Annotated in this window: 18 protein-coding genes; 10 read left to right on the top strand and 8 right to left on the bottom strand. The window is 66.3% G+C overall.

What is annotated here, in order from left to right:
* Positions 1-113: 113 nt before the first annotated feature.
* On the top strand, positions 114-1,010 hold the full coding sequence (locus ACX80T_RS15820; protein WP_459304916.1) for a DNA-formamidopyrimidine glycosylase family protein: 897 nt from the start codon (positions 114-116) through the stop codon (positions 1,008-1,010).
* A gap of 26 nt (positions 1,011-1,036) precedes the next feature.
* Here ACX80T_RS15820 and ACX80T_RS15815 read toward each other — a convergent pair whose 3' ends face one another.
* On the bottom strand, positions 1,037-1,489 hold the full coding sequence (locus ACX80T_RS15815) for a PGPGW domain-containing protein (protein ID WP_459304914.1): 453 nt from the start codon (positions 1,487-1,489) through the stop codon (positions 1,037-1,039).
* A gap of 128 nt (positions 1,490-1,617) precedes the next feature.
* On the opposite strand from ACX80T_RS15815, the gene ACX80T_RS15810 reads away from it, so the two are divergent.
* Positions 1,618-1,773, top strand: coding sequence for a hypothetical protein (locus ACX80T_RS15810; RefSeq protein WP_156911140.1), 156 nt, complete (start codon positions 1,618-1,620; stop codon positions 1,771-1,773).
* A gap of 115 nt (positions 1,774-1,888) precedes the next feature.
* Here ACX80T_RS15810 and ACX80T_RS15805 read toward each other — a convergent pair whose 3' ends face one another.
* From ACX80T_RS15805 to ACX80T_RS15785, 5 genes are all read right to left on the bottom strand, one after another.
* The gene (locus tag ACX80T_RS15805) at positions 1,889-2,857 is read right to left on the bottom strand and encodes a serine/threonine-protein kinase (RefSeq protein WP_459304913.1); all 969 of its coding nucleotides are present in this window, start codon (positions 2,855-2,857) and stop codon (positions 1,889-1,891) included.
* 128 nt (positions 2,858-2,985) lie between these two features.
* Positions 2,986-3,786, bottom strand: coding sequence for an alpha/beta fold hydrolase (locus tag ACX80T_RS15800; RefSeq protein ID WP_459304912.1), 801 nt, complete (start codon positions 3,784-3,786; stop codon positions 2,986-2,988).
* 25 nt (positions 3,787-3,811) lie between these two features.
* Positions 3,812-4,141: a biotin/lipoyl-containing protein gene (locus ACX80T_RS15795; RefSeq protein ID WP_019481228.1), complete on the bottom strand. Its 330-nt coding sequence runs from the start codon at positions 4,139-4,141 to the stop codon at positions 3,812-3,814.
* The gene (locus tag ACX80T_RS15790) at positions 4,134-5,171 is read right to left on the bottom strand and encodes an alpha-ketoacid dehydrogenase subunit beta (protein WP_459304910.1); all 1,038 of its coding nucleotides are present in this window, start codon (positions 5,169-5,171) and stop codon (positions 4,134-4,136) included. Before ACX80T_RS15790 ends, ACX80T_RS15795 begins: the two co-directional genes overlap by 8 nt.
* Positions 5,164-6,195 (bottom strand): thiamine pyrophosphate-dependent enzyme, encoded by a 1,032-nt coding sequence (locus tag ACX80T_RS15785; protein WP_459304908.1) that lies wholly within the window; start codon positions 6,193-6,195, stop codon positions 5,164-5,166. Before ACX80T_RS15785 ends, ACX80T_RS15790 begins: the two co-directional genes overlap by 8 nt.
* A gap of 296 nt (positions 6,196-6,491) precedes the next feature.
* On the opposite strand from ACX80T_RS15785, the gene ACX80T_RS15780 reads away from it, so the two are divergent.
* From ACX80T_RS15780 to ACX80T_RS15750, 7 genes are all read left to right on the top strand, one after another.
* Entirely contained in the window at positions 6,492-6,983 is a 492-nt protein-coding gene (locus ACX80T_RS15780) for an Lrp/AsnC family transcriptional regulator (protein WP_116778622.1), read from the top strand.
* Between the two features lie 239 nt (positions 6,984-7,222).
* Positions 7,223-7,996, top strand: coding sequence for an NUDIX hydrolase (locus tag ACX80T_RS15775; RefSeq protein ID WP_459304907.1), 774 nt, complete (start codon positions 7,223-7,225; stop codon positions 7,994-7,996).
* Between the two features lie 17 nt (positions 7,997-8,013).
* Complete coding sequence (gene nadA, locus ACX80T_RS15770; protein ID WP_459304906.1) at positions 8,014-9,312, top strand: quinolinate synthase NadA; 1,299 nt, start codon at positions 8,014-8,016, stop codon at positions 9,310-9,312.
* Positions 9,309-10,871, top strand: coding sequence for an L-aspartate oxidase (nadB, locus tag ACX80T_RS15765; RefSeq protein WP_459304904.1), 1,563 nt, complete (start codon positions 9,309-9,311; stop codon positions 10,869-10,871). Before nadA ends, nadB begins: the two co-directional genes overlap by 4 nt.
* Positions 10,868-11,785 carry a carboxylating nicotinate-nucleotide diphosphorylase gene (nadC, locus tag ACX80T_RS15760; protein ID WP_459304902.1) on the top strand — a complete coding sequence of 306 codons (918 nt, stop codon included), beginning with the start codon at positions 10,868-10,870 and terminating at the stop codon, positions 11,783-11,785. The genes nadB and nadC overlap by 4 nt, the downstream gene beginning before the upstream one ends.
* The gene (locus tag ACX80T_RS15755) at positions 11,782-12,930 is read left to right on the top strand and encodes a cysteine desulfurase family protein (RefSeq protein WP_459304901.1); all 1,149 of its coding nucleotides are present in this window, start codon (positions 11,782-11,784) and stop codon (positions 12,928-12,930) included. Before nadC ends, ACX80T_RS15755 begins: the two co-directional genes overlap by 4 nt.
* A 42-nt stretch (positions 12,931-12,972) precedes the next feature.
* Positions 12,973-13,917, top strand: coding sequence for a DUF368 domain-containing protein (locus ACX80T_RS15750; RefSeq protein ID WP_237742098.1), 945 nt, complete (start codon positions 12,973-12,975; stop codon positions 13,915-13,917).
* A gap of 37 nt (positions 13,918-13,954) precedes the next feature.
* Here the strand turns inward: ACX80T_RS15750 and ACX80T_RS15745 are convergent, their stop codons facing one another.
* Complete coding sequence (locus ACX80T_RS15745; RefSeq protein WP_459304900.1) at positions 13,955-14,872, bottom strand: alpha/beta fold hydrolase; 918 nt, start codon at positions 14,870-14,872, stop codon at positions 13,955-13,957.
* Between the two features lie 106 nt (positions 14,873-14,978).
* Here ACX80T_RS15745 and ACX80T_RS15740 point away from each other — a divergent pair, with 106 nt between their 5' ends.
* The gene (locus ACX80T_RS15740; RefSeq protein ID WP_459304899.1) at positions 14,979-15,761 is read left to right on the top strand and encodes a hypothetical protein; all 783 of its coding nucleotides are present in this window, start codon (positions 14,979-14,981) and stop codon (positions 15,759-15,761) included.
* Between the two features lie 13 nt (positions 15,762-15,774).
* On the opposite strand, the gene ACX80T_RS15735 is transcribed toward ACX80T_RS15740, so the two are convergent.
* Complete coding sequence (locus ACX80T_RS15735; RefSeq protein ID WP_459304898.1) at positions 15,775-16,692, bottom strand: oxidoreductase; 918 nt, start codon at positions 16,690-16,692, stop codon at positions 15,775-15,777.
* Positions 16,693-16,767: the final 75 nt, after the last annotated feature.

The raw sequence follows: 16,767 nt of genomic DNA, 5'->3' as shown, positions 1-16,767 counted from the left end.
CCCCCCCCCCCCCCCCCCCCCCCCCCCCCCCCCCCCCCCCCCCCCCCCCCCCCCCCCCCCCCCCCCCCCCCCCCCCGCCCCCGTCCGTTGTGCAGCAGTGTTAACCTAGGTCCATGCCAGAGATGCCTGAGGTGCAGGGACTCGTTGACTTCCTTCGGCGGAAACTCATCCCCGAGGACGGTCCGCCCGCCGTCGTCGCCGGTCTTGAGGTGGCGTCCTTTTCGGTGCTGAAGACGGCCAAGGTACCCGTGCAGTCCCTGGCTGGGCTGCAGGTTCAATCAGTTGACCGGCGTGGCAAATTCCTGGTGCTGGAGATCGGCGGGCTATTCCTGGTGATGCATCTGGCCCGCGCCGGGTGGCTCAGATGGTCCGACAGTCTCAGCACGGCACGCCTGAAGCCGGGCAAGGGGCTAATCGCGCTGCGGGTCCGGTTCGCGGACGCTGGCACCGAACCTGGACCCGGGGGTGAGCCGGGCTTCGACCTGACCGAGGCTGGGACCCGCAAGTCGCTGGCCGCCTACGTGGTCGAGAGCCCTGAGGAGGTTCCCGGGATCGCCAGGCTGGGACCGGATGCGCTTGAGTTGGACCTGGCGGGATTCAAGCCCCTGCTACACGCCCACGCTGGCCAGATCAAGGGGCTGCTGAGGGATCAGTCAAAGATCGCGGGAATTGGCAACGCCTACAGCGATGAAATCCTGCACGCGGCACGGCTCTCGCCGTTTGCCCTGGCCAACAAGCTCGACGACGACGCCGTCGCCACCCTCCACACCACCATGCACCACCTGCTGAGGACAGCGATCGAGGCTGCGTCCGGGCGGCCCGCCAAGGAACTCAAGGACACCAAACGGCAGTCACTGCGGGTACATGCCCGCACGGGCGAGGCGTGCCCGGTCTGCGGTGACACGGTGCGCGAAGTTTCCTTCGCGGATTCCTCGCTGCAGTACTGTCCCACCTGCCAGACCGGCGGCAAACCGCTGGCCGACCGGCGTACGTCGAAGTTCCTGAAATAGCCGACGCACCTGGCGGTGCCGTGCGTCTAGCGTTCTGACCGACCGGGCCTGAACCGTCGGTAACTGTAGACGACCAGGCCCAACGCAATGATGCCTGAGCCGATCATGGTGCCACCGGTGACCCAGCCGCCCGGCAGCCACCACCGGTCTTCCAGCGGCCACCAGCCGGGGACATCGGGTTGTAACCCCCAGATCACTCCCGTGGCCATGAGCGTCAGCGCGCCCAGCACACTGAGCACAATACGGGGCCAGGTCAGCATGCCCAGCTCGGCCGCCTGCATGGCCCGCGCCATCACCGGATGCAAGAGCCGTTCCGCCCAGGGATAGCGGAAGGACAGCACTGCCAGTCCGGAAGCGACCAATAGCAGGCCCGGACCGGGGAGGACCAACCCGGCAATACCAAGCACCACCAGTGTCCACCCGCCCACTTCAATGGCGACTCGCCGTATCCAGGGGTGCACGCGGTCCGCCTTCATCATTTGATTAGCTTGCCATATTCGGTCCGGCGCCCGCGCCCAGGAGCGAGCCCTGGGCCATTCGATGAGTCAGCGCCACCGGGACTCGCTAGGATGACAGGACGAGTTGAACAGCAACCAGAAGGAGCGCCATGACTGAGCAGCCTGAGCCGGAAAATGCGAACGCCGACGAGAAGTCGAAAGGCCCCGAAGGCACTATCCCGGAGTCCGAGGAGGGGGTAGGAGCAGGAGTCACTGAAGAGGCCTCGAGCTTTGAGCCCGAGGAACCCTCGGACGAAGACAACTAGCTCCCCGAACCACTTTTCCAGGTACTGAGCGCCGCTGAGCGGGCCGCGACGCATGGCACGATGCGCGGCGCCAGTACCTGGGTCCGATGCGCTCGTGTGCGGGGGAGTGGGGGTGCTAGCCAAGGGTGGGTGCGTGGGCCGGCGGTGCCGGAATGTAGACGTTGCCGGTGGTTATCCCGCCGGTGATCGCCCCCGGCGACTCAGCGGCTGACTCGTCCGAGTGGGCCTGCCCGGCGGGCCTGGACACCAGGAGGTCGTCGTCGGCCGCGGCATACTCACGCAAGGCCAGGGCAACCTCGTGGGCATCCGGGCGCTGCTGGGGGCCGCGTGCCGTCATGCTGGTCAGGAGCGGAGCCCAGAAGGGTCCCAGATCGGCGGGAACCTCAGGATCGCGCAGGAGCCGGGCGACGGCCGCTTCGACGACGGCGCCGGGAAAGGCTTTTTTGCCGGTAAGGCATTCGAGCAGCACCAGGCCGAGGGAGTAGATGTCGGATTTGTAGTCGACAGCCGTTCCGTGCGCCTGCTCGGGGCTGAGATAGTTGGCGGTGCCGATGGTGGCGCCGGTCGCGGTCGCCGCCGAGGCGTCAACCATCCGCGCAATGCCGAAGTCGGTCAGCTTCGAGTACAGTCGGGTGTCCTGCTCGTCGGAACGGTACAGCAGGATGTTTGCGGGCTTGACGTCCCGATGGATGACGCCCTGGGAATGGACGTAGGCCAGCGCATCGGCCAGGTCGGCACCGAGCTGGGCCACCGCTAGGGGTTGGAGGCGTTCGGTCTTCAGGAGTTTCCTCAGATCCAGCCCATCGACGAGTTCCATGACCAGAAAACTGGTGGTCCGGCCCGACTCGTCCTGCTGCAGCCCCGCATCGTGGAGGGTAACAAGGCCCGGATGGTTCAGCGTGGCGAGCAGTAGTGTTTCGGTGTGCTGCCGGCGGTAGTCGTCGTCGTCGGAGGTACTGGGGTTGAACACCTTGACCGCGACGTCGCGGCCCAGGTTCTGATCAATCGCGCGGTACACAGCCGCCGCGCCGCCCGTGCCGAGGAGCTCGGCGGTTCGATACCGCTGCGCTAGCAGTTGGTTCACGGGGTCCTCACCGTACGAGAGATTGACAGGGATCAGCTCGTATTACTAAGTCGGCTGACTATGCCACGCTATCGTACTTTGGCGCGAGTAGTGACGCGCCGCACGGAGCCAGCGAAAAGCGCGGTGAGCTAACCGTTGAGGAACTCAATCGCAGCCGTTTTGAAGGCCCTCGACGTCACCGCATTGGTGTGGGTTCGGCCCGGGAGCCACACAGTCTCCGCGCGCGGACTCAACGCGGCCAGCTCGGGCATGGTGGTTGCCCGGTCGTCCTTGTCGCCGGCGACCAGCAGCAACGGCATGTGCGGCACTGCCTCGGCAGCGTTGAACGGCTCGCCCTTGATCGCCTCCACCATGGTCAGCAGCGCGAAGACGTCGTGGGATGGCACCAGCCGGGCCATCCGTAACAGGCCGGCGGTCGAGGCGTCGTCGATGGGGGTGCCGTCGGTCAGGTGCTGCTGGGCGGCGGGAAGGTCAAAATCAGCCAGGGGGTCTGCGGTGCCCGGCCCCCCGAGGACCATCCGGTGCACCAGTTCAGGCTGGGTGGCGCCAAACTCCCAGGCAAGTCTCGATCCCAGCGAGTATCCGATAATGTCCACGCCGCTGGAAGGCTTGGACTCGTCGAGGGGGCTCACCTGGTAGTCCAGCAGGAGCTGCAACAGGTCGGCCCGGATCCGGCTTGGTGCGTACGCATCACGTTCCTCGGGGGAGGCGCTGCTCCCGTGGCCCGGCAGATCGACGGTAATCACCCGCCGACCGGCGTCGGTCAATGCCCTCACCCAGCCCGAATCATGCCAGTTCAACTTCGACGACGACGCAAATCCATGCAACAACAGCACAGGGCGTGCGTCGGACTTTTGCGCAGGGCTGTATTCCTCAACGGACAGGTGCGGGTCAATGCCCTCCACGAGGTGGTCCCGGTGGCGTCCCATATCGATCTCCCTCAGATTAGGCGTGTCAGTCGTCGTCGGACCCGAGGCTCAGGCGCACCCGCCGCTTGGGCGCGCGTTCCTCGGGCACGGTGCCAACAATGCCGGCCGTGTTGTCGGGGACCTCAAACACAATCAGAGGGTCCCCCACTTTCACTACGTCTCCCGGCTCACCATGAACTCTAACCACTGTTCCCGCCTGCGGTGAGGGTAACTCCACCGCAGACTTGGTGGTTTCCACCTCAACCAGCGGCTGATTGCGTTCAACAGTGTCACCCACGGCGACCAGCCATTCCAGGACTGTAGCCTCGATCAGGCCCTCACCCAAGTCGGGTAGCGGAAAGGACAGTTCAGCCACGGCGATGCTCCAATACTCGTTGAATGCCGAACAGGATCCGGTCGATGTTCGGTACGTACTCGTCTTCCAGATCGCCGGAGGGATACGGGACATCAAACCCTGTCACCCGTTCCACCGGTGCCTTCAGAACATTGAAGCACTGCTCGGTCACCAATGCCGCGATTTCGGCGCCCAGTCCGCTGGTGCGCGGCGCTTCGTGGACGACGACGGCGCGCTTCGTCTTCAGCACTGACGCTGCAAGGCCTGCAGCGTCGATCGGCTTCAGCCAGCGCAGATCGAGGACTTCGACCTCGATCCCGTCTTCGGCCGCGAGCTCGGCTACCTGAAGGCAGCGTGACACCATCGCACCCCAGGCGATCAGGGTGACGTGCCGACCGCTGCGGGCGACGCGCGAGCCTTCGAGGGTGCCGCCGTCGGCGGTGTCGACCTGTCCCTTTTGCCAGTAGCGGGCCTTGGGCTCCATGAAGATCACCGGGTCGGGGCGCCGCACGGCATGCTTGAGCAGGTGGTAGGCCTGATGGGGGTCCGACGGCGACACCACCTTCAGCCCGGGCACGTGGGCGAAGAGGCTCTCAAGGCTTTCGCCGTGGTGTTCGGGCGCGCGGATCCCACCGAAGGAGGGAACCCGCAGGGTGATCGGCATGGGGAGGGTGCCCCGGCTCCGGTAATTCATCCGGCCGATCTGGCACACAATCTGGTTGACGGCGGGGTAGGCAAACCCGTCGAACTGCACTTCAGGGATGGGGTGGAAACCTGCCATCGCCAGCCCCACCGACATGCCCAGGATGCCCGATTCGGCCAGGGGGGTGTCGAATACCCGGTCCGCACCGAACCGCTGCTGCAGCCCGTCGGTAATTCGGAACACGCCGCCGAGCTGGCCCACGTCTTCCCCGAAGATGAGGGTCTTGGGATTCTCGTCCAGCGATTCTGCCAGCGCCCGATTCAGCGCCTGCTGCATGGAGAGGTGCTCGAGGGGCGACTCGGGATCGACTGTGACCGGAGCCGTGATCTCCGCCGTCTGCTCAGACATGCTCTGATTCCTCTCTCCATGTTGTCTCCTGCTGCTGCAGGGCGGGCGTGCTTTCCTGGAAGACGTAGGTGAACATGTCGGATCCGGGCCGCGGCTCGAGAGCCTCCAGACCCTCCCTGACCCGTTCGGTTTCGGCCTCGGCCTCGGCGAGGACGGCGCCGAAGTAATCGGTCTCCGTTTCGTAGACGGTACGCAACAGGTCCGCGCAACGCTGCACCGGATCGAGGCTGCGGGCTGTCTGCTCGTCGGCGAGGGAACGGTAACGGCCTGGGTCATCGCTCGTGGAGTGTGGACCCAGGCGGTACGTGTTGGCTTCGATCAGCATTGGTCCGTTCCCGGCGCGGCAATGCTCAACCGCCTGCCGGGTCGCCGCAAGGACGGCGACGACGTCGTTGCCGTCCACGGTGAGGGACGGCATCCCATAACCGGCGGCGCGGGCCGCCACGGCGCCACCGGCAACCTGCGCGGCCGTGGGGACGGAGATCGCCCACCCGTTGTTCTGCACGAAGAAGACCACGGGGGCTTTCATCACCGCAGCGAAGTTCATTGCCTCATGGACGTCGCCCTGGGAGCTGGCTCCGTCGCCGAAATAGGTGAGAGCGACGCCGCTGCCGGCACCGGGCTGACGCTCATGCCGGGCGAGGGTCTGGCCGTGGGCCCACCCGACGGCGTGAAGAACCGATCCGGCGACTACCGCCTGGATGGGTGCAAGGTGAGTGGCAGCCGGATCGTAAAGCCCGCCATGCCAGGTGGCCTTGTGGGTGGCCATGTACTGCACCATGTCAACGTTCATGGCCCGGGCCACGCCCATCTCCCGGTAGGTGGGGAAAACGAAGTCCAGCGCAGTGTCCACGGCGAAGCCGCTGCCCACCTGGGCCGCCTCCTGACCCAGCAGGGGAGCGTAGCCGGGGATGATGCCCTGCCGCTGCCAGCGGACGGCCGCAATATCCAGCTGACGCACTGTTACCAAAAGCCGGTAGAGCCTCTTCAGTTCCTCCTCGGGAGGGGTGGGCGTGGAGTTCATTGCCATCCTTATGATCGAAGTCACTCTGCTCGAGCGACGCTACGTCCAAAATGCAGCCTCTGCAATCTGTGTGGTGAGAGCTGCGCAGTATGTCTCGAAATGCTGAGACATGTTGGCAATTGATATACAAAGTGTTCGATAGGCTGGGAAAAAGACGGCACAAAAAAAGCGACAGGAGCACGTGCGCCGTCGAACCCACCCCTGCCGCTTGGTCGAATAGACCAACGTCTGTGACAGTAGTCACTATTTCGCCAAGACACAACACCGGCGCCTCTTTTGCTCCCGAAAGGTTATCCATGGTCATCGATCCCCTCGATTCACGAATCGCTGAGCTCTTCACCGATGATCCGCGGATGAGTGTGCTTGAGGCGTCGAGGCGCCTCTCGGTTGCCCGCGCCACCATCCAGGCGAGGCTCGACCGCATGCAGCGCGACGGGGTGATCGCCGGCTGGGGGCCGAGGATTGAACCGCGCAGCCTGGGCTACCCGGTGGTGGCCTACTGTTCGCTGACCATTCACCAGGACTCCGGGCACGACGCCGTCGCCGTCGCGCTGGCGAAGATCCCGGAGATCCAGGAAGTGCACACCGTTTCGGGCGAGAGCGATCTGCTCGCCAAGGTGGCGGCCCGGTCCAACCCGGACCTGCAGCGGGTGATTGACGCCATCATCGCTACCCGGACGGTGGTGCGCTCATCGACCGTGATCGTGCTGAACACCCACTTCGAGGGTCGGACCCTGCCGCTGATGCGTGCCGCCGCCGAGCACGCCCCCACCAAGCCCCGCACCTAAGTCACCCCCACCCTCCGGGTCGAGTAGCCACCAGCCCCGCACCTAAGTCACCCCACCCCCGGGTCGAGTCGCCAGGAATAACCGATTGTCGGGCCGTAACCCGTCATATCTGTTGACTCGATCCCGGGTTGGGGCGGCTCCGTGCGGGGGCGGGTTGGAGAACCGGGGATTTCCAGCTAAAATCAGTTAGAGTCAATCTGACATTAACTCATGGGTGAAGCACTAGGCGAGGGGATCCGATGTACGCAGACGCAGCAAACGTCTCCGAGCGGCAGTTGCAGCCACCCGCGCTGGCGATTTCAACGGTGATCTTCGCGCTCCGGCCGAGTGCGACGTCGGGCCGGCCCACCCTGTGGTTGCCGCTGGTCCGGCGGATCAGGCAGCCGCATCTCGGCAAGTGGGCGTTGCCGGGTGGCCCGCTAGCCCAGGTGGAGTCGCTCCAGGATGCCGCGTCGCGCAACCTGCGGGAGACTACCGGGTTGGTCCCCAATTATCTGGAGCAGCTTTACGCGTTTGGCGGTTTGGACCGGGCCGCCACTCAACGCCTGGTCTCTATCGTCTACTGGGCGTTGGTACAACCCGACGAGGCTGCCCTGACCCAGGAATCCGAGAATGTGAAATGGTTCCGCGCCGACAAGCTCGAGGATCTCGCCTTCGACCACAACTCCATCGTGGATTACGCCCTCTGGCGGCTGCGCAGCAAGGTGGAATACGGCTCGATCGCCTACCACTTTCTTGGCGAGACCTTCACCCTGGCGCAGGTCAGGGAAGTCTACGAGGCGGTCCTGGATCGGCACCTGGATCCCGCCAATTTCCGCCGTCAGCTTCGGGCCACCCCCGATATCACCCCCACCGATGACTACCTCCAGGGAGTGCGTCACCGGCCGCCCCGGCTCTACCGCTATACGGGGTCCACGGGGACCCTCGGCACCCAGGCCACGTCCGGCCAGGCCACGCCAGCAGAGACCACCTCCACCAGCGCTTCCACCTCCACCATCGCCTCGACTGGCTAGAGTTTCAGGAGTTTCCCATGACTAGTGTCACCACTGCGATCCAGCTTGTGACCCGCGAGCAGGCCCAGACCCAGCGAGTCACCACGTGCTCGCCAGCCCTCGCCAAAGACCCCTGGGCGATCGACCGGGAAATCCAGCCCACCTACGGCCCCGGCGCCTCGATGGCCGACCCGGCGCCGCTTTCTTCGCCGCGACAGGGGGAGCTGCCCGAGGAGTACCGGCTCGCCACCGACGAAGAGCTCGACGTCCGGATTCTCGCGGCCAAGGCGACCCTCGGGGACCGGGCGGTCATCCTGGGCCACTTCTACCAGCGCGACGAGGTGGTCAAATACGCCGACTTCATCGGCGATTCCTACCAGCTCGCCCGCGCCGCCACCGAGAAGACCCAGGCGGAAGCCATCATCTTCTGCGGCGTCCACTTCATGGCCGAAACCGCCGATATGCTCTCCCGGCCAGAACAGGCGGTGATCCTCCCCAACCTCGCGGCGGGCTGTTCAATGGCCGACATGGCCGACATCGATTCGGTGACCGACTGCTGGGAAGACCTTGCCGAGCTGTTCGGAACAGAGCCCGACGACGACGGCCGCGTCCCCGTTATCCCCGTCACCTATATGAATTCCTCGGCCGCGCTGAAGGGTTTCTGCGGTCGCAACGGCGGAATCGTGTGTACGTCCTCGAACGCCGCGGCCGTCCTCGAGTGGGCCTTTCAACGGGGCCAGCGGGTGCTGTTTTTCCCCGACCAGCACCTTGGCCGGAACACGGCCAAGGCGATGGGGGTACCGGTGGAGCAGATGCCGCTGTGGAATCCGCGGAAGCCGTTGGGAGGCAACGAGGAGGCTACGTTGCAGGACTCCCGGGTGATCCTGTGGCACGGTTTCTGCTCGGTGCACAAACGCTTCTCCGTGAACCAGATCGAAAAGGCCCGGGCGGACTTTCCGGGTGTCCGGGTAATTGTCCACCCGGAATGCCCCATGGAGGTGGTTGATGCTGCCGATGAGTCCGGCTCCACTGACTACATCCGCAAAGCGATCGAAGCCGCCGCACCTGGCACCACCTTCGCCGTCGGCACCGAAATCAACATGGTCAACCGGCTTGCCAGCCAGCACCCCGAACACACCATTTTCTGCCTCGACCCGGTGATCTGCCCTTGCTCCACCATGTACCGCATCCACCCGGGATACCTGGCGTGGGTCCTCGAAGCGCTGGTGGCCGGCACGGTGCTGAACCGGATTACCGTGGCTGAATCGGTCGCCTCGCCATCCCGGGTAGCGCTGGAGCGCATGCTCGCCGTCCAGCCGCGACCGGTCCAGCCATGAACACCTCGCCGGCACACGTGCTCGTTGTGGGCAGCGGCATCGCCGGCCTGTACTCGGCGCTTCGCCTCCGGCAAGCCCTACCCGGCGCCGCGGTCACCCTGCTCACCAAAGGGAACCTGGCGGACAGCAACACCTGGCATGCCCAGGGCGGCATCGCCGCGGTACTCCCGGGCGGGAATGACCTGGTCTCCAGCCACGTGACAGACACACAGCTGGCCGGCAACGGCTGGTGCGTACCCGAAGCGGTGGAGGTCCTCTGCGCTGCGGCTGCGGACCACATTGGGGTGCTACTGGCGCTGGGCGCGCCCTTTGACCGCACGGCCAGCGGAGAACTGGCACTGGGGCGGGAAGCCGCGCACTCGGCGTCGCGCATCCTTCACGCCGGTGGCGACGCGACCGGTGCGGCCGTCGCGCAGGCGCTGATTGCCGCGGTCCGGCAGGATCCCGGCATCGCGGTGCTCGAACACGCGTTCCTCGCCGACCTGCGCACCGACGAGGCTGAAGCGCCCACGGTCACCGGTGCGTTGATCCTGCGTGCCGGGGTACTGACCACTGTCGACGCCGACGCCGTCATCCTTGCGACGGGTGGGGCCGGGCAGCTGTTCACGCACAATACGAATCCCCTGGTCGCCACCGGGGATGGGCTGGCTGCCGCCTGGCGGGCCGGCGCCGTCGTGAAGGATCTCGAGTTCCTCCAGTTCCACCCCACAGCCCTCGATGTCCCCGGCAACCTGTTGATCTCAGAGGCTGTCCGCGGGGAAGGCGCGATCCTGCTCGATGGGTCCGGGGCACGGTTCATGACCGCCTACCACCCGGCGGCGGAGCTGGCCCCACGGGATGTCGTTTCCCGAAGCATCGCCCTGCACCTCCGGGAGCGAGGCGAGGACCGGGTATACCTCGACGCCACCGGGCTCGGCGGAGCTGGCTTCCTTGCCGCCCGGTTCCCCTCCCTGCACCGGCAAACCACTGCCCACGGTTTTGACTGGTCTGCTGAGCCGTTGCCGGTCGTCCCCGCAGCCCACTACTGGATGGGGGGAATCCAGACCGACCTGTGGGGGAGGACCTCCCTGCCCGGCCTCTACGCCGTCGGCGAGACCGCCTGCACCGGCGTCCACGGCGCCAACCGGTTGGCGTCCAACTCCCTGCTGGAAGGTCTCGTTTATGCCGGGCGGGCAGTCGACGCCCTCGCCACGCAAACAGCGGCCGACGACGGCGGCTGGCCCACGTTCCCGGCCATCGGGCTCGAGTTCCCCGAAGCCGACCGGTCCGAGGTCTGCGAACGCCGCACCCTGCAGAGCTTGATGACCGATCACGCAGCAGTGACGCGCAGTGCAGCCGGCCTGCAGGTGGCCGCCAAACAGCTCGACCAATACTCCACCGCCGGGGACACCGTCGCGGAACGCGAAACCGCCAACCTGGTGGTCGCCGCACGGCTGCTCGTGCACGCTGCCGCTGCGCGCGAGGAGTCCCTCGGAGCCCACTACCGCACGGATTTCCCGGGCCCCCGCCCGGCGGAAAGCGCCCCGCATCTCACCTCCTATCGAAGGGCAAGGTCATGAGCCAGCCGACCGGGCAGCCAGCACAGGCCGACGTCGACCGCATCGTTGCTGCGGCGCTCGCCGAAGATGCGCCCTGGGGCGACATCACGTCGGAGACCCTGATCCCGGCGTCGGCTAGAGCCGACGCAGCGATAGTTGCCCGCGAGACGGGAATCTTTTGCGGTCAGCAGGTCATCGAGGCCGCGATGCGGCTAACCGACCAGCGCCTCACCGTGCGGTTTCCGGTGACGGATGGGGACGCGTTCGACGTCGGCACTGTGCTGGCCGTCCTGTCCGGTCCCGCCCGATCCCTGCTCACCGCCGAGCGGGTTGCCCTGAACCTGGCGCAGCGGCTCAGCGGGATTGCCACCCTGACCGCCCAGTTCGTGCGGGCAGTGGATGGCACGCCCGCCCGCATCGTCGATACCCGAAAAACCACCCCGGGCCTGCGGGTGCTGGAACGCTACGCGGTCCGCTGCGGGGGCGGGTTCAATCACCGCTTCAGTCTCTCGGACGCGGTGATGGCCAAAGACAACCACCTGGCCCTCCTGACCCGCGGGGGAACCACCGGGCTCACCGCGGCGCTCGCCGCAGCGAAGGCCCGGCTTCCCCACACGGTGCACTTCGAGGTCGAAGTGGACCGGATCGATCAGATCGAGCCGGTGCTGGCGGCAGGGGTGGACACGATCATGCTCGACAATTTCAGCCTGGCCCAGTTGTCTGAGGGAGTGCGGCTGGTGGCTGGGCGTGCCCTGGTGGAAGCCAGCGGAAACGTGCGGCTGGACACCGTCGCAGCCATTGCCCGCACCGGGGTGGACATCATTTCCTCCGGCGCACTGACGCACAGCGTCCATTCACTCGATCTGGGGTTGGACCTTGAGCTGCCCTCCGCCCAGCCAGCCGCCGCCGGGAGCGCCACGGAGGCCGCCCTGTGATTTATCTGGATGCCGCGGCCACTGCCCCGCCGCGTCAGGAAGTGCTGCAGGCGATGTGGCCGCTGATGAGCACCAACTTCGGCAATCCCTCCAGCCACCATGCGCTGGGGGAAACGGCAGCGGCTGCCCTGAAAGCTGCACGGCAACAGGCCGCGACAGTGCTGGGGTGCCGCCCCTCCGAACTCACCTTCACCTCGGGCGGCACCGAAGCCAACAACCTGGCCCTGAAGGGCATAGCGCTTGCCGCCCCCCGCGACCGCCACCTCGTGACCAGCGCCGTCGAGCACCCCGCCGTGCTGGAAACCCTCGACTACCTGCACCGGTTTCATGGGTTCCGGATCACTGTTGTCCCGGTGTCGGCCACCGGTCTCGTTGAGCCTGACTCGCTCCAGAAGGCACTGACACCGGGCACCACGCTGTGTTCGATCATGTACGCCAACAACGAGGTCGGGACGGTCCAGCCACTGCGGGTACTCGCTGGCCTCTGCGCGGCGGCATCGGTGCCCTTCCACACCGACGCAGTGCAGGCGGGCGCCTGGTTGCCACTGAGCGTCGCCGAGCTCGGGGTTGACGCGCTCACGCTGTCCGGGCACAAACTGGGCGCGCCCAAGGGGTCCGGTCTGCTCTACCTCAAAGGCCGGATCCCGGTGGAACCGCTCATCCATGGTGGCGGCCAGGAACGTGGACGGCGTTCCGGAACCGAGAACGTTGCCGCAGCGGTGGGGCTCGCCACGGCGCTCGCCCTCGCGCAGGACGAGCGGGATACCGCGGTCCCCGCGGCAAAAGCCCAGCGGGACTATCTCATCAACCACGTCCTGGACACCGTGCCCGGCGCCGTACTGACCGGAGACCGGGAGCAACGTCTCCCGAATCTCGCGTCGTTCTGCTTCCCGGGAACCAGCGGTGAATCGGTGTTGCTGGAGCTCGAGCGCCGCGGCGTGGTCTGCTCCAGCGGGTCGGCGTGCGCCGCGGGAAGCGACGAGCCGTCGGCTGTCCTGCTGGCGCTCGGAATCGACCGTGCAACAGCCCAGACGGCGGTCCGGTTCTCGTGGACCGCAGCCACCACCGAACGCGACATGGCCCTGGCCTCCCGTGCCGTCACCGCGGCGGTCGCCTCGGTCAGGGCACTGGGCCGCCCTGCTTAACGGAATCCCCGCCCTGGCCGTCGGCATACTACTGTTGAATAGGTGACGTCCTCCCCGCCGCTCCCAGTGAAGCCCGCAGCCCCCACTCTCCGTTCCAGTTTCGCCCACGCAGTTCGTGGGGCCCTGATCGGCATTGTCGAGCTGGTGCCTGGCGTCTCCGGTGGGACTGTCGCCCTGGTGCTGGGTATTTTTGATCGCCTGATCACCTCGGCGAATCACCTGATCCGTGGTGTGGTCCGGCTCGTCTTCAAACGTGGCGGAAAGGGCTTCGCCCACCACCTGGGCGACGTCGAATGGTCCCTGGTGATTCCGCTGCTCATCGGCATGTTCTTCGCCCTTTTCGCTCTGTCTGGCCCGCTGCACGGCTTTGTAGAGGGCCAGCCGGTACTCTCGAATGCGCTCTTCCTCGGCATGGTTTCGGCCAGCCTGCTGGTCCCCATCTCAATGGCCAGGGAAGCCGGCCCGATCACTCGAAACACCCGGATCTTCGGCCCCGTGGTGGTTCTACTCGTCGCTGCAGCAGTTTTCTGGCTGCTCGGCATCCCTTCCATGCAGGTCGAAGACCCCGCCTGGTGGGTGCTAATCCTGAGCGGTGCCGCTGCCGTGTGCGCGCTGGCCCTGCCGGGGCTGTCCGGGTCGTTCATCCTGTTGACCTTCGGCATGTACGAACCGACCCTCGAGGCGGTCAGCGAGCGGGACTTCGGCTACCTCGCCCTCTTCGCCAGCGGCGCGGTCCTGGGACTCGCCTCAATCGTCCAGCTGCTCGCATATCTCCTGCGGGTGCATCGGCGGGCGGTGCTGCTGGTCGCGACCGGCCTGATCCTGGGATCGCTGCGGGCACTCTGGCCCTGGCAGGACAACGGAACACTGCTCCAGCCCGACGGCGACTGGCTCGGCCCACTCCTGGCCGCCCTGGGCGGGGCAACAGTGGTCCTGCTCCTCTGGCTGCGGGAGCGGCGCGGCACCGCAGTGGCAGCTTCCTTGTAGGACCCTTACTCGGCCAGGACCTTCCTGCCCAGGCGCCCTACGCGTTCGGTGGTGACACGGTTTCCCGCACCAGGAATCCTGCTACGGCCTCCGGGTCCTCCACCTGCGCGAAGTGTCCCGTTCCCGGCAGCACGTGGGCACGGGCGTCGGGCAGCAATCGTGCCAGCTCCCGAATCTCCGCGGCAGGGGTGAAGACATCCCGCTCGCCCCGCAGCACCAGGTGGGTCCCCCCGGCCAGGGCCCAGTGGGAGAAGTCGTAGTGCTTCAACGCCCGGGCGGCGACGGCGAAGGCGGCAGGACGGGCATCGAGGGCGAGCGCGTCGACAACCGGGCCGGTCAGGGCGGCAGGGTCGACGACGAAGGGCCGCAACACCAATCTGAGCAATCCGGTGCGTCGGGCAACCGCCACCACGCGTGGCGCCAGCACCCCGGTGAGCTGCAGAAACCGCATGATCGCCTTCATCCCGAGGAGTGGTCCCATCGTCAGGAGATTCCGCCAGGGGCGACGGAACGCGCCGGAAGCGATCACCGAGGTGGGAGATAGGACGATCACCGCGAGGGTCCGGTCCGGTTCCCGCGCCGCGATCTCCAGTGCCGGAACAGCGCCCATCGAATGACCGAAAAGTCGCCATTGGCGGTAGCCCGCAAGGGTCAGGACCTCGACGACGGCCGCGGCCTGCGACTCGATCGTGAAAGTCCCGACGCCGGGGGAGTCGCCCCACCCGGGGAGGTCGATCACCACGGTGTCGACGCCGGTGGGAAAGTTACGTGCTGCCTGCAACTCCCTGAAGGTCTTCCAGGACCCCGCGGCGCCGTGCAGCAGGACCCACGGCGGCGCTGCTACCCCGGCGGTCCTCGAGATCCTGACCTGGACGGGCCCCAGTGCTGTGGGATACCGCATCGTGGAGACACGTGCATCAGTGGAAACAGTCGCATCGGACAGATCAGGGGTCATAACAGTAATTCTCCACGGCGGCCGGTGTGGATGCCTCATGGTGGGGTGCTTCACTGATTAGACTCAGATCAGAGGCCCGGCAACCGACGATTAGGGGACGCATCAGATGAGTCGATCACGGGGACCAGCGCGGATTGCTGCGGCGGGCGTCCTGTTGCTAAGCGTGGCGCTGGCAGCGTCCGGGTGTACCGGCGTGGAAATCGGCGACCGGCCGGCGCAGTCAGCGACGCCGTCGTCGGACCCCAGCTCCGCAGCGCCGGCGACCACCCCACCGGCGCCGAAGCCAACGGTGGCAGACCGCCCGGCTCCCGACGACGACTGGCAGGTCTTCACCGACCCTCAGGCTCTGGTGAGCTTTGAGCTCCCACCGGACTGGACCGCCGAGCCGATGGAGGATCCCGGTGAAGGTTTCGAGCCGGAATCAGTTCACGTTGCCGTCGAGAATGCCGACGGGCGTCCGGTGGCTGAACTGCACACGGGCATCACGCCCACGGACGAGGACTGCGCGCCCGACGACGCCAGCCCCTACACAGTGATCCTCAGCCAGCCCGTGGATCTGCCGTCGACCGCCGAGTCCGACCAGTCGATTGAGCCGCGGCTGGTGGTCCGGCTGATCGAGGGCTACCGGTTCTTCAGTTCCTTCGGTGTCACCGATGTGCTGGGCGGCGCGGACGGCGTAGCCTGCACGCTGTACAACACAGTGCAGGGCCCGGAGCACGTTGGACTGTATTCCTTTGGGGACGCGATCTCACTGACAGCCCTGCCCCCCGAGCAGGTGGGATCCCGGACCGCATCGTTTGAAACCATTGCCGACGCCGAGGAGTTCTTCGATGCCGAACAATTCACCCAGATTCGGCGCATGATCGCTTCCCTCGAGGTGGCGGAATAACCTGGTTTCTCTCTCAGGCACCAGGAAGATCGGGGAAGGTGACGCCAGTCATCGCGGCGCTGACCTCCCACAGCCTTCCGGCGACCAGCGGGTCGAGCACCCGCGGTGCTGGTGCCACCAAGACGGCATTTCCCCTGGTTTCACCTGGACCATCGGGGCCCGAGTAGTCCCCACCGCTCGCCGTCGGCGAGGTTGCTGCCCGCAGGATCGGCAGGGCACCAGCGATATCGGACTGCCCGAAGAGTTTGAAGAAACCGCCCAGCACGTCAAGTACCGGTGTGGTGCCCATGCCAGCCGTGAGGTTGGTATTGGACAGACCAGGGTGGGCGGCGACCGCGAGAAGCTGCTCTCCGTTGGCCCGGACACGCCGGTCGAGTTCCATGGTGAAGTACAGGTTGGCTATTTTGCTCTGGCTGTAGGCAGTCCACCGGCGGTACCTGGTGGAGGAATTGAGGTCGTCGAAGTTGATGGTGCCCCGCTTGTGCGCCAGGCTGGAGACTGAGACGACGCGGGGAGCTGACGCTTCGCGGAGCCGCGGCAGCAGGAGGCCGGTCAGGGCGTAGTGGCCGAGATGGTTGATGCCGAGCTGTTGCTCGAACCCGTCCTCGGTGAGGATCCTCGGCGTGGCCATCACACCGGCGTTGTTGATCAGGAGGTCCAGCGGTGCGGTCCAACCGGCGGCGAAGCTCCGCACGGAAGCCAGCGACGAGAGATCGAGGATCCGCAGGTCAACAGTGGCTCCCGGGACCCGGGAGCTGACCGTCTTTAGGGCTTCAGTTCCCCGTGCCTCGTTCCGGCAGGCGAGCGTCACCGAGGCTCCACGCCGGGCCAGGGCTATCGCCGTCTGCAAGCCCAGACCGCTGTTGGCTCCGGTGATCACGACGGCGCGACCCTCAAGGTCCTGGATCTGGTGCTGGTGAGTGGAATTCACTAAGGGGCCTTTCTTGTTCTAACGTGGTGGTAGCTTTCAGCATAGAGTCCGCACCGTGGGCCTACCGCGCCCGGC

The sequence above is a fragment of the Arthrobacter sp. Sr33 genome (genome assembly GCF_054511195.1).
The sequence above is the reverse complement of the archived record's forward strand: the minus strand, read 5'-3'. Positions and strand labels throughout refer to the sequence as shown.